Origin of the sequence: Flavobacterium limnosediminis JC2902 (assembly GCF_000498535.1) — a bacterium.
GTDB classification, from domain to species: Bacteria; Bacteroidota; Bacteroidia; order Flavobacteriales; family Flavobacteriaceae; genus Flavobacterium; species Flavobacterium limnosediminis.
The window spans coordinates 34,762-47,857 of sequence record NZ_AVGG01000022.1; the positions used below are offsets into that span (position 1 = coordinate 34,762).

Annotated in this window: 9 protein-coding genes; 4 read left to right on the forward strand and 5 right to left on the reverse strand. The window is 40.3% G+C overall.

Going from position 1 to position 13,096, the window contains the following annotated elements; all coding sequences use genetic code 11:
• A complete protein-coding gene (locus tag FLJC2902T_RS14350) occupies positions 1 to 861 on the reverse strand; it encodes an ABC transporter permease (RefSeq protein ID WP_023580526.1) in 861 nt (286 codons plus the stop codon).
• A 534-nt stretch (positions 862 to 1,395) separates the two neighbouring features.
• Between FLJC2902T_RS14350 and FLJC2902T_RS14355 the strand changes: the two genes are divergently transcribed.
• Positions 1,396 to 2,154, forward strand: a complete 759-nt coding sequence (locus FLJC2902T_RS14355) for a hypothetical protein (RefSeq protein WP_023580527.1) — start codon at positions 1,396 to 1,398, stop codon at positions 2,152 to 2,154.
• Positions 2,155 to 2,207: 53 nt separating this feature from the next.
• Here the strand turns inward: FLJC2902T_RS14355 and FLJC2902T_RS14360 are convergent, their stop codons facing one another.
• Entirely contained in the window at positions 2,208 to 2,429 is a 222-nt protein-coding gene (locus FLJC2902T_RS14360) for a helix-turn-helix domain-containing protein (protein WP_035678994.1), read from the reverse strand.
• Positions 2,430 to 2,990: 561 nt separating this feature from the next.
• Between FLJC2902T_RS14360 and FLJC2902T_RS14365 the strand changes: the two genes are divergently transcribed.
• From FLJC2902T_RS14365 to FLJC2902T_RS14375, 3 genes are read left to right on the forward strand one after another with little or no spacing between them, the layout of a single operon-like run.
• On the forward strand, positions 2,991 to 6,023 hold the full coding sequence (locus FLJC2902T_RS14365; protein WP_035678996.1) for a SusC/RagA family TonB-linked outer membrane protein: 3,033 nt from the start codon (positions 2,991 to 2,993) through the stop codon (positions 6,021 to 6,023).
• A gap of 17 nt (positions 6,024 to 6,040) precedes the next feature.
• On the forward strand, positions 6,041 to 7,468 hold the full coding sequence (locus FLJC2902T_RS14370; RefSeq protein WP_023580529.1) for a RagB/SusD family nutrient uptake outer membrane protein: 1,428 nt from the start codon (positions 6,041 to 6,043) through the stop codon (positions 7,466 to 7,468).
• A 2-nt stretch (positions 7,469 to 7,470) separates the two neighbouring features.
• Positions 7,471 to 10,113, forward strand: a complete 2,643-nt coding sequence (locus tag FLJC2902T_RS14375; RefSeq protein WP_023580530.1) for an alpha/beta hydrolase family protein — start codon at positions 7,471 to 7,473, stop codon at positions 10,111 to 10,113.
• 450 nt (positions 10,114 to 10,563) lie between these two features.
• Here FLJC2902T_RS14375 and FLJC2902T_RS14385 read toward each other — a convergent pair whose 3' ends face one another.
• The 3 genes from FLJC2902T_RS14385 to FLJC2902T_RS14395 form a co-directional block, all read right to left on the reverse strand.
• Positions 10,564 to 10,950: a response regulator gene (locus tag FLJC2902T_RS14385; RefSeq protein ID WP_023580531.1), complete on the reverse strand. Its 387-nt coding sequence runs from the start codon at positions 10,948 to 10,950 to the stop codon at positions 10,564 to 10,566.
• A 365-nt stretch (positions 10,951 to 11,315) separates the two neighbouring features.
• Positions 11,316 to 12,305, reverse strand: a complete 990-nt coding sequence (locus FLJC2902T_RS14390; RefSeq protein WP_023580532.1) for a response regulator — start codon at positions 12,303 to 12,305, stop codon at positions 11,316 to 11,318.
• A gap of 4 nt (positions 12,306 to 12,309) precedes the next feature.
• On the reverse strand, positions 12,310 to 12,741 hold the full coding sequence (locus FLJC2902T_RS14395) for a response regulator (protein ID WP_023580533.1): 432 nt from the start codon (positions 12,739 to 12,741) through the stop codon (positions 12,310 to 12,312).
• Positions 12,742 to 13,096: the final 355 nt, after the last annotated feature.

Below are 13,096 nucleotides of genomic sequence, written 5' to 3' on the forward strand. Positions count from 1 at the left end.
CTAAACCGTATCCATAAACGTTTTCTGCGTCTTATTAAACACCACAACACCCACCGCCAATATCACAAAAGCGAAACACGTCGGATACAATAAAGACGTCAGACTAAAATTCCCTACACCAAGATAGGCAAAACGCATAAAATCAAACAAGCCTACCAAAGGATTAAGATGAACTACCCATTGATAATCCGTAGGAACAGAAGAACTCGGATAAATCACAGGAGAGGCATACATAAACAACTGAATACCAAACCCTATCAACTGATTCAAATCTTTATATTTTGTCGTCATGGAAGATAGTATCAAACCGATTCCCATAGAGATAACTGCCATCAAAATAACCACAACCGGTGTTAATAGTATCCATAAGTTTGACTGAATTTGTCCCTGCGAAAAGAAATACCCCACAAAACACAGGAAGAGTAAAAACTGAACACCAAACTTCATAAGATTGGATATCACAATAGTAAGCGGCATGATTAAACGCGGAAAATAAACCTTTCCGAAAATCCCCGCATTGCTATTGAAAACCCCCGAAACACTGGTAAGACAATTCGAAAAATAATTCCACAACGTAATTCCCGCCATGTAAAAAACCACCTTAGGCGCTCCGTCAGTAGACAATTGCGCCACATTCCCAAAAATAATGGTAAACGTAATAGTAGTAAGTATGGGTTGGATAAAAAACCAAAGCGGTCCCAAAATGGTTTGCTTATACACCGTCACAAAATCCCTGCGCACAAATAACACCAGCAAATCACGGTAATGCCAGACTTCCCTCAGTCGCAAATCAAAAAGTGACGTTTGCGATTGAATCACATGATCCCACTCCGCTCCTCCCGCATCATTATATTCCTTCATAAATCGTAAATCATTTGCCCGAATGCTATAGAGCACATATAAACAACAATCAGTCTGTAATTTGCCGAACCGAGTGATTTTCAAAGCCTTTTTTAGGCATTCAGACAGCAATCGTTTTTAATAAAAATTATTTTTTCCTTTAGTGCCAAATATAGTAAACTTTAAAGAACTGAAAAGAAATTTAAAATTATTATGCAGAATTGTGAATTCACACGATAACAATAGTCATCCAAACGAAAGAAAACCCTTCCCCAAACCCCACCAAAGACCATCACGCTCACTACATTAAAGGAAAATTTCTCACATTCTTCCTTATCCCTATCGTCTCTTGGTTCTTATCTCTTATCTCTTGTCTCTTGTCTCTTGTCTCTTGTTTCTTGCCTCTTGCCTCTTGGTTCTTGGCTCTATTATCTATACTCTATAATCCCCCTCTCTTGCCCCTTCCCATCTGAAACTACCATCTGCCCCCACTAACGACTAACTACTAACCACTAATTACTATTTTTCATACTTTTACTACAAAAAAAACAAACCATGGCAAAAATAATAGCTCCCTTCAAAATTTCAGGCACCCTTGACGACATCAATTTTTCGGTCACCGCAGACGGCAACAACTACGCCAGGATGAAAGGAAAAACAGGTGTAACATCAGAAGAGTTCAACAACAACCCCATATTCGACAGAATAAGGGATCATGGAAAAGAATGGGGTTACTGTGCAAAAAAAGCAGTCAGTTTCCGGCAAATGGCAGTGCAGCTATACAAAAAAGCAAAAGACGGCAGCTTCGCGGGTCGCAGCAACAAAATACTGTTAGAAATACTTGAAGAAGATTCCGTTAACCCTAAAGGTTCCCGAACTTTTGAAGAAGGCATAAAATCGGAATACATTCCCGAAATCCTCATCGGATTCGAAGGCAATAAAAACAGACCATTGGACAAAGTTCTGAAAACCGCTTACCAGTATAACGAGGGAGAAAACACCCTGACTCTATCCGGCTTTGATCCGGAAAAACACCTGCAATGGCCAGAAGAAGAAGCTACTCACGTCCAACTCCAAATGGCAGTAGCAGACTGGGACGCCACAACCGAAACCTTCGAAACCAACTATAGCGAAGAAATAACATTGGAAAAAAATCAAAAAACAGACATCCTGCTCAAAACAGATACACTCGAAGGCAAAAACTGGAAGATCGTCTATTTATACATCGGTTTTGCCCTGCAACAAAGAAGAAAATTTAAAATTTTACACAGAAAGAATAACACCGCAACAATAATCAATTGTCATAAAACATAATTCTTCCCCTATTAGTGTCTTACTTTTTGGGGCAGTCTAACCAGTATCTTTTTTTATAATTCAATAAATTTAAAAAAGTCGGAGAGTTTAATATTTCTAGCCTCGCAGATTTTAATGACTGTCTCTAGACTAATTTTATAGTTCTCATCATTCTTAATGCTTCGAACAGTCTTTTCGTCAATCCCGTGATCTAAAGCAAAAGACCTTTGGGATTTAGCTTGACTAATCCACTCATTTGCTATAAAATCAACTATTTTGCGATTAACTTCTACCATAGAATTACAAATGAACTCTTAAATAGGAAAAATAATTCGGAGCGAAATCCGCATTTTAAAATATTTTCTTATATTTGTAATGAAATACATATTTTTGCGATCCTTCATATAGAAAACATTTGAAGCATTCGCTTTGAATCTCGTTATCAAAAACTGGTAATTTTTAACGCACGAGATGATAAGTTAAGATGCTCACGTCCTTGGCGTGGGCTCACTTATTCGTGCGTAGGGTATACCAGTGCCTTGATAGCGGATAAGCTGAGTTCCACGCTTTTTTATGCCCTAAACTCTCCTTCCTTTCAAAGCAAAACTTCTCTTTTCACAGTCTCGCAAGTATTAAATAAACACGACTGGAAATCATTTTTTCTGTGTCGCTAAATGCCACTATGGCTTAGCTGCTTTAGGCTAATAGTGGCATTGTTTTAAACAATGTTAAACAGTAACAGTATCGCCTATGATAAAATAATTTTAAATAAAAAGAGCCTCCTGCCTAGTGTTGGCGCATAAGTACAGAAGGCCCAAGCAAACAAAACTAACGTTTCATTTAACCAAACCAATATTATGAAAAACTTTTCATTCCACAAGGGATGGAGCAGGCTATGGTATTCCTTTATTTTAGGCATGCTCTTTACTTGTTCATCCGTCAGGGCATTGGCACCATTGCCAAATGCCGCATTCCTGCAACAAACACATCAGGTCAGCGGTACAATTACCAATACTACCGGTACACTCCCCGGGGCTTCTGTAACCATAAAAGGAAAAACCACAGGCACTATGTCCGATATAAACGGGAAATATCAAATCGCCGCCGCAGTTTCAGATACCCTCGTTATTTCTTTCATTGGCTATAAGCCGCTTTACGTCCCGGTAAACGGACGCTCGGTTATCAATGCACAGCTACAGGAAGATGCCACATCCCTGCAGGAAGTCAAAATCAACGCGGGATATTATACCGTAAAGGAAAAAGAACGCACGGGCAGTATCGCAAGAATGACTTCGAAGGATATCGAAAAACAACCTGTTACCAATGTGCTGGCTACCATGCAGGGGCAAATGGCAGGGGTTTCCGTAACACAAAGCACCGGTGTTTCCGGTGGGGGTTTCGATATTCAGATACGTGGGCAAAACAGTCTTCGGGCAAACGGTAACGCACCCTTGTATGTTATCGATGGGGTTCCGTATTCCTCTGAAGCGATTGGTGGCGGTATCACGGCAACGGTCATGCCCGCACTCACAAGTCCGCTAAACAATTTAAACCCCGGAGATATAGAAAGCCTCGAAGTCCTCAAAGATGCCGATGCTACCGCTATTTACGGTTCCCGTGGAGCAAATGGTGTGGTACTTGTCACCACCAAAAAAGGAAAGAAAGGCAAAACAACCTTCACAACAAGCATAAACAGCGGTTTGGGTAAAGTAGCACGTTTCATGGACATGATGAAAACCGAGCAGTATCTGCAAATGCGTGCCGAGGCTTATGCCAATGACGGTATCACCACATATCCTGCCGATGCTTACGACATCAACGGTACTTGGGATCAAAATAGGTATACCGATTGGCAAAAAACACTCTTAGGCGGTACAAACGAAATTACAAATATCCAAACGGCGCTTTCCGGGGGAACCGCACAAACACAGTTTTTGGTAAGCGGTAATTTCGGTAAGGAAACAACGGTTTTTCCCGGTGATTTCGGTTATAAGAAAGGGAATTTGCATACCAACCTAAACCACGAGTCAGACAACAAAAAGTTCAGGATAAATTTCACCGCTGGCTATACAGTACAGGACAACAACCAGCCATCGACTGATTTAACACCCGAAGCATGGTCAATCGCTCCCAATGCTCCCGCGCTGTACGACGAAAACGGAAACCTAAACTGGGAGAATAATACGTTTAACAATCCACTGCGAAATCTCGAAGGAAAGTCATTGGCAAATACAAAAGACCTTGTGACAAATATGGTTTTGTCATACAAATTCTTGCAGAATCTGGAACTCAAATCTAGTTTCGGCTACACGGATTTGCACCATACCGAGAGCAGTACGTTCCCTTCAACAATCTACAATCCTGCTTATGGTGTGGGCAGCGAATATTCAATTCTTTTCGCAAACAACACTTCCCGTAATTCTTGGATTATAGAACCGCAATTAAACTGGAACAGACAGTTTGGGAAAGCAAAAGTGGAAGCGCTCTTAGGGAGTACATTCCAACAGCAAAACAACGCACAACTGGTACAACAGGCAAGTGGTTTTATAAGTAACAGCCTTATTTATAATCTGTCGGCAGCTTCAGATATTTCCGTTTTTACAGACGAGGCTACGGTATACAAATACCAGGCGTTTTTCGGTCGGGTAAACCTAAATTGGGACAAGCGGTACATCATAAACATCACAGGGCGTCGCGATGGTTCCAGCCGTTTCGGCCCCGGAAAACAATACGCCAATTTCGGTGCCATAGGAGCGGCATGGATTTTTTCAGACGAAACGTTTTTTAACGATAACGTAAACTTTTTAAGTTTCGGAAAACTGCGTACCAGCTACGGAACTACAGGTAACGACCAGATTGGGAATTATCAGTTTTTAAATACGTACAGTACTTCGGGTAACAATTATCAGGGTACTATCGGTTTACAACCAACACGTTTATACAATCCCGATTTCGGTTGGGAAATAAACAAAAAGTTGGAAGCGGCACTCGAAACCGGTTTTTTCAACGACCGGATTACCCTCACTTCGGCTTGGTACAACAACCGCTCGTCAAACCAATTGGTGGGTATTCCGCTTCCGGGCACAACAGGGTTTACTTCCATACAGGCAAACCTGGATGCCGCTGTCGAAAACAAAGGATGGGAATTCACACTGCGAACCGTTAATTTTCAGAAACAGGATTTCAGCTGGACAACAAGTCTGAATTTTACATCAACCAAAAATAAATTGGTGTCCTTCCCCGGCTTGGAAACTTCAACCTATGCCAACCAGTTGGTAATCGGACAGCCTTTAAATATCAAAAAAGTCTATCATTTTACCGGAGTAGATCCGCAAACAGGGATTTATCAGTTCGAAGATGTAAATAACGACGGGATAATTTCCGCAACCGAGGACAGGAAAACAATAAAAGACCTGAACCCGCAGTATTACGGAGGCTTGCAGAACCAACTGAAATACAAACAGTGGCAACTGGATTTCCTTTTCCAGTTTGTAAAGCAGGAAAATTACAATACGGCCGCCACATTGGCTTTACCGGGCACAATGTCCAATCAGTCAACGGTGGTTACAGATCATTGGCAAAATCCGGGCGATTCGGCACCATACCAGCAATACAGTTCCGGAGCAAACAGTGCTGCGGTAGATGCTTTTTACAAATACATCAGCAGCGATGCCGCAATTACAGACGCTTCTTTCATTCGTCTCAAAAATATTGCATTGTCTTACGAAGTGCCTAAGAAATGGATGAAAAATGTTCAATGTAAGGTTTCGTTGCAGGGGCAGAACGTATTAACGTTTACGGCTTATAAAGGCGCCGACCCCGAGTTTACCGCTTTAGGCTTCTTGCCGCCACTGCGAATAGTCACCACCGGAATTCAATTGTCATTCTAACATTAAAATTAAGGATCATGAACCATCATAATATAAGTGGCAATGTTGCTTCTTTAAAAAACAATCTGATAAAACAGGGACTGCGATTAGTGTGTATCACTTTAATGGGGCTATTGGCTGCTTGTGATAGTTTTGTTGAGGTAGATTTACCACCGTCACAATTAACATCACCCGCAGTATTCGAAAACTACACCACGGCAACTGCTGCCATGGTCGATATTTATGCCCGGATAAGAAATAACGGATTGCTGGCAGGAACCGTTACCGGAGTCTCCAATCAAATGGGGAATTACACCGATGAACTCACTTTTTACGGCAACAGCTCTCTGGGAACGATGAATTTCTATAACAATACCCTGATTGCTTCCAATACCGATATTTCAACAATGTGGAATAGCAGTTACAGCCAAATCTATGCAACCAATGCCGTTATTGAAGGCGTTACCAATTCAACAACTTTATCGGTAGCAGAAAAAAATCAGTTATTGGGAGAGGCTTATTTTACAAGAGCGTTACTGCATTTTTATTTGCTCAATCTTTTTGGGGATATTCCTTATATCACCACTACGGATTATAGGGTAAACAGTATAGTGTCCCGTATGCCTTCAGCAGAGGTCTATGAACATATAAAATCAGATTTGTTGCTGTCGTCTTCAATGGTATCGGAGGATTACATTACGTCGGAAAGGGTAAGACCAAACAAAGCAACTGTCAAAGCACTATTAGCCAGGGTATATCTTTATACAGGCGATTGGGCAGCGGCAGTAAATGAAGCTTCAGAGGTAATAAACAACACGGGTTTATATGTTTGGGAAAACAATCTGGATAACATTTTCCTGAAAGAAAGTACCACAACCATTTGGCAGCTCATACCGCAATCGGAAGGCAGGAATACGGAAGAGGGCAGTACGTTTATCTTCACCCAAGGCCCTCCTCCGGTAGTTGCATTAAGCAATAATCTTATGACGGCTTTTGAAGTGGGCGATGAGCGTAAAAACCTTTGGACAAATGCCGTAACCGATGGTGTGGATACTTGGTACCACGCCTATAAATATAAACAGTTCTCAAACACCGGAACGTCGCAGGAATACTCCATTATATTTCGCTTGGCAGAGCAGTATCTGATACGTGCCGAAGCTCTTGCACAATTGGGCGACCTTGCGGGAGCCAAGACAGATCTGAACAAAATCAGGAATACTGCCGGTTTACCCGATACGGTTGCTGTAACCCAACAGGATATTATAACAGCCATTATTCAGGAAAGAAGGGTAGAATTCTTCACCGAATTAGGGCATCGTTTCTTCGATTTAAAAAGGACAGGCAACCTCGATGCGGCATTGTCGGGAATCAAAAACGGATGGAACACTACCGATAGATTATTACCGCTACCCGAATCGGAATTACTTATGAATCCAAATCTCAATCCCCAAAACCCCGGTTATTAATCATGAAAGCAATAAAATATCACACCTCGTTTTTTTTATTTTTGTTAGTTGTAGCCTGTCCCTTATGGGGGCAGGTGAAACAAAAGAAACACCTAACGGCTCAGGACTACCATTTATGGAGTGAGTTGCATCCCGATAAAATTTCAGATAATGGCAATTGGGTAAGCTATGCACTCCGATACGAGTCGGGAGAAGATACCTTATTTGTAAAAAACCGCAACGGAAAAACCACCGCATTCCCAAAAGGAAAAAACGGTAACTTTAGTAAGGAAGAGTGGTTTGTCTGTCTGCAGCCGGATAACAAACTAAACATACTGGATATTAAAACAGGGAAACAACAAACCGTTTCCGATGTTGCAGATTATAAAATTGCAGCAAACGGCAACTATTTGGCGATACTGAAAACAACAGCAAACAATACCAATAGTTTGGTGGTACAGGATTGGAAAGGACAGGTACTAAAAAGTATTGAGAATGTCAAAGTATGGTATCCCAATCCCCAAAATACTGCAATAGCTTATGTAACGGCTAAAGGGATGCACCATACGGTCGAGGTAATACATACAGACAAAAGCTTAGAAAATAATAGGGTAGCAATTGAAGACAATCTTGGCTTTCACAATTTTGCATGGCAAAGTAACGGCCAGGCGTTTTGTTTTTTGCATCATCCATTAGAGCAGCAACAGAAACAAAACACCAAAGGAAAACTGTTCAGATACACTTTGAAGGACAAAAAACTAGTTGTTTTCAATCCGGATAAACAAGTAAATTTTCCAAAGGATTACAACATTTCAGCAAACGATTTAATTCCGATAACAATGTCAGAAGACGGGCAGCGCGTATTTTTTGGCGTAAAAAAAGAGCAGCTTCCAAGAGGCACTTCCAAAGCAACGGTACAGGTTTGGAATACCCATGACAAATCACTATACCCTTTGAAAAACCAATTTGGCGGATGGGATAAAATAGAAAAATTATCAGTTTGGTATCCCGATAGCAATCGTTTTTTTCAGATAGCAGACAATGATTTACCACATGTGGCACTCAATGGAAATCAAACGTATGCTATTACTTCTAATCAGGAAATTTACGAACCACAGGAAAAAAGAGAAGCCGACCGCGATTTTTATGGAGTTGATTTGCAAACAGGAACAAAAAAGTTGTTGTTGAAAAAATACTCAGGTGCTAATCAAATGGTGTTAATGTCTCCAAAAGGGAAGTACATCACCTATTTCAAAGAGTCCAACTGGTTTATATATGACATAAAAAAGGATAAACATACCAATATCACTCAAAGCAGGATAGCAGAATTGTCAAAACCCGATTTTGAACTAAATTCAGATTGGATACCCTATGGCAACCCGGGGTTTACAAAGGATGAAAAATCCGTTTTGATATATGATAAATACGATATATGGGAGGTATCGGTAAACGGAAGTGTATGTACCCGTCTAACCAATGGAAAAGAAAAAGAAATCACATTCAGAATATCGGAACAGTCGGCTATTCAAAAACCCGAAGTCAAATACGATGGCAACAGAACCGGGTTATTTGATACGGGTGGAATACTGCTTTTGCAAGCCACAGGAAAAGATCATGTTGCTTCGGGGTATTATTATTGGCAACGCTCACAGGGTGAAGAGCCAATAGTTTACAAAGAAATGAGAATCAGCCGGCTTCAATTGGCTGGTAACAAACAAGACCTGATGTATGTCGAGGAAAACTTTGATGTCTCTCCACGTTTGGTAATAAGCAATATAAAGAACCAAAAACAACAGGATATAGTCAACAGTAATCCTCAGCAACAGGACTATTTTTGGGGTAAGTCTGTTCAGATAAAATATAAGAACGCTTCCGGTATACCATTAACAGGAGTACTTTTTTATCCTGCCAATTACAGTCCGGATAAAAAATATCCAATGGTAGTACATGTATACCAAAAACAGTCAAGAGAATTCCACAAGTATTTAAATCCTTCTTTGCATAACAATGAAGGATGGAACCATACAAATTTCACTACAAAAGGATATTTTATATTGTATCCGGATATAGTTTATGAAATAGGCAATACAGGGGCTTCGGCTGCAGATTGTACAACTGCTGCTACACAGGCAGTAATTGATATGGGAGTTATCGATCGGGACAAAATCGGATTGATCGGGCATTCCTTTGGCGGGTTTGAAACAAATTTCATCATAACCCAAACTGATATGTTTGCTGCTGCAGTATCTGGAGCAGGCCTGTCCGATTTTGTAAGTGCTTATCTTGGGGTATCATGGAACTATTCAAAACCCGATTTTTGGAGGTTTGAACACCATCAGTTCCGTATGGGTAAATCGTTATTCGAAGACACTGAAGGATATTTGCGGAATTCACCGGTACTTCACACCCCAAAGGTTAATACACCACTGTTGATTTGGACAGGAGAATTGGACTTACAGATTAACGCGAAACAGAGTTATGAATTTTATTTGGCACTTCGCCGCTTAAAAAAGAAAAGCACAATGTTGATCTATCCCGGCGAAGAACACGCCCTAAGTGAAAGTACCAATACAGAAGACTTAACCAACAAGATAGAAGCTTGGTTTGATTATTACCTGAAAGGAAAAGAATTCCCTTCATGGATGGCTGCCAATTACAATGATTAAAGACGGATGGTGTAAAATAAAAAAACAAGAGGCTGTCTGGAAATTACTTTTCGGACAGCCTCTTGTTTTTCCCATATTTAGAAAATCTTTAGTGGATCACATTATACAGGGTAAGGTTATACTCCTTAATGCCATTCTTTTGCACACCTATCATGGCATTACCTGTCTTGACATACAGCTTGAATAATGAACTTCTAAACAATCTTATCAAAGTACAAACATAGGATGATAATACTTACTGGATATACTAATACGGAAATACAACTTTTAAGGATTTGAATCCTTGTTTTTTAAAATTTTTAAGGATTTGATGGTGAGGAATTGCAATCCTGATAGTGCAGATAAGTAACTCCTACCCGCAAAGACAATAAATAAAAATCCCTACAGGGAAATCCTGATCACTGAGACTGAAAACTGAGACTGAAAACTGAGACTGAAAACTGAGACTACTCACTGAACACTACCCTTCAACTCCTCCAAAGCAGCAACAGAAACTGGCTTAGATAAATAGCGAGCCACTAAAGAATACTGTTCGGATCGAACCCTGTCTGCCTCATCCGTAGAAGAAGTTACCAGAAAAACGATTGTATTTCCGGTATCGGCAAAATCAGTGATGGCATCCAGAAATTCCCAGCCGTTCATCACCGGCATATTGATATCCAGAAAAATTACATACTGGTCAGCCGGAGTATAAATTCCTTTCAGATGATTCAACACCGTCAGGCCGTTTTCAAAGGGCATCGGCGAGGGATGAAAATCACTTTTCGCTATTAACCTTTTCATGATCATAACCGCAATGGGATCATCATCTACGATAAAAACGTGTCGTACCGGCATAAGTAATGTATTGTTTTAACCCGTTGGGCTTAATTTATTTTATTTTTCTCAACCACATAGAAACATCTTTTTTAGAATCTCTTTCAAGGCCTTTCACTTAATTATAGCCAATTATAAGCTATGTAAAACCAAGAATGGGTATTCCCTCTTTTTCCCAATGTCCCTATATGTTATATTATTTCTTGTCTCTTGTCTCTTGTCTCTTGTCTCTTGTCTCTTGCTTCTTGTCTCTTGCTTCTTGTTTCTTGCTTCTTGTCTCTTGTCTCTTGTCTCTTGTCTCTTGTCTCTTGTCTCTTGTTTCTTGTCTCTTGCTTCTTGTTTCCAAATCACAAATCATAAGTCACAATTCGCAATTCACACCCCCTCTAAGGAATAATCAATTTCGACTTCACAACGATTTCCCTGATGATTTCGTCCAGTTCGTTGGCCGAATTCAAAACATGCGGAAGCAGTTCCAGTTTTTCTTCGGTCGGTGTGGTCGCATCAGACATCAGTTCAACAAGCCCCATAATGCGTGCCAGAGGAGCCCGGACCACATGCGATTGCGTCCATGCGATTTCCACTAGTTGTTCGTTTTGCTTTTCGATCGCCTCCAGATGTTTTAAACTCTCGGTGATATCACGCGCCAGTACCACTTTGGAATCACTGCCCTTATAGGTAATGGTATTACTTCTTGTGTCAACATAGATTACTTCTCCGCTCTTTTTCCTGTGGCGGGAAACATCCTTGAAATTATCGGAAATGATATCAAAAAACATGGCCTCATCGGCAGTTTCGGAGGTAATATCCGCTGTGGTCATCGAAAGAAATTCATCGTAGTCATAACCGTAATGGGTAAGTGCTGCCAGATTAACATCCAGAAACCGCAGGCTTTCCGGATTGTAAACCCACATCGGCTGAGGGCTCAGATGGAACAGATCTGAATACCGCTGTTCCGATTCCTTTAACTTGACCAGGTTTTTGTTCCGCTCAATATTGTAAATAATACTCTTGTAAAGCGTGGCGGCATTCAGATCATCTTTAAGAAGATAGTCTGAAATACCCAAGGCAAGTGATTTTACGGCAAAAGAAAAATCGGGATAACCTGTTAGCACGACGATAGGCGTCGTGGTTACCAGGGCCAGTGTATCTTTTATAAGTTCTTCACCTCTTTTATCGGGCAGACTTAAGTCGAGTAAAACGATATCGATGGCTTCCGTATTCGAACCCAGAAACGATTCCAGTTCTTTAAAAGACTTCACATGAATGATATCCGGAATCAGAATCATTTCTTCGAGATAGTCCTGCAGGAGAAAAAAATCGCCCGCATTATCTTCGACAACAATTATACTGTATTTCTTTTTGTCTTTATGCATTGTTTTATTTTCCGACAGGTAATTTTACAATATTAAACCAAAACTGCTCAATACTCGTAACAGTTTCAAAAAAATCTGTTAAATCCACAGGTTTGGTGATAAAACAATTAGCATGATGCTTATAGGAGAGATTGACATCCCTTTCAGAGGAAGAGGTGGTGAGCATAATTACGGGAATGTGCTTGGTTCTTTCATCTTCCTTGATAATGGAAAGTACTTCGTGACCGCTTTTGAGAGGTAAATTCACATCCAGCAATATCAGATCCGGTAACGTGACATCCTTGTATTTTCCATCGTTGAAAACATAGTCAATGGCTTCTTTCCCGTTACGCACAACATCAATCTTGTTTACGATCTTACTCTCCTCCAAGGCTTCTATGGTCAGAATAATATCGCCTTCATTGTCTTCAACTAATAAAATATCTGCTGATTTCATCTCTTTAGTTTGATTTTCTGATTGATTTGGGGCCAATCATTTTGATTTATTTTTCTATTCGGAAACAAAAGTTTCCACGGCAAAATTATTCCAAAACGCACTACTGCTGAGTTAAATATACGAAAGATTTTACCTATAAAGCATTTTTTTTGTTAAAAAAAATCCGCTTTTTTTGCCTTAAAAAAATCCTGACACAAATTTCCACATACTTTTTATTTAATTACTCCCCCTTTTTTAAACACCCATAAAATCTGCAAAAATCTCAGAAATCTGCGGCAAAAAAACATTCCACAAATTAAGTCCTATCATGTTCCTTTTTATAATGCCCAAAATCTGCGAAAATCTGCGGAGTCTG

Bases quoted from the DNA above. Each gene is read 5' to 3' on its own strand.
- FLJC2902T_RS14375 (WP_023580530.1), top strand. From the start codon at position 7,471: ATGAAAGCAATAAAATATCACACCTCGTTTTTTTTATTTTTGTTAGTT.
- FLJC2902T_RS14390 (WP_023580532.1), bottom strand. From the start codon at position 12,305: ATGCATAAAGACAAAAAGAAATACAGTATAATTGTTGTCGAAGATAAT.
- FLJC2902T_RS14365 (WP_035678996.1), top strand. From the start codon at position 2,991: ATGAAAAACTTTTCATTCCACAAGGGATGGAGCAGGCTATGGTATTCC.
- FLJC2902T_RS14370 (WP_023580529.1), top strand. From the start codon at position 6,041: ATGAACCATCATAATATAAGTGGCAATGTTGCTTCTTTAAAAAACAAT.
- FLJC2902T_RS14355 (WP_023580527.1), top strand. From the start codon at position 1,396: ATGGCAAAAATAATAGCTCCCTTCAAAATTTCAGGCACCCTTGACGAC.
- FLJC2902T_RS14360 (WP_035678994.1), bottom strand. From the start codon at position 2,429: ATGGTAGAAGTTAATCGCAAAATAGTTGATTTTATAGCAAATGAGTGG.
- FLJC2902T_RS14395 (WP_023580533.1), bottom strand. From the start codon at position 12,741: ATGAAATCAGCAGATATTTTATTAGTTGAAGACAATGAAGGCGATATT.
- FLJC2902T_RS14350 (WP_023580526.1), bottom strand. From the start codon at position 861: ATGAAGGAATATAATGATGCGGGAGGAGCGGAGTGGGATCATGTGATT.
- FLJC2902T_RS14385 (WP_023580531.1), bottom strand. From the start codon at position 10,950: ATGCCGGTACGACACGTTTTTATCGTAGATGATGATCCCATTGCGGTT.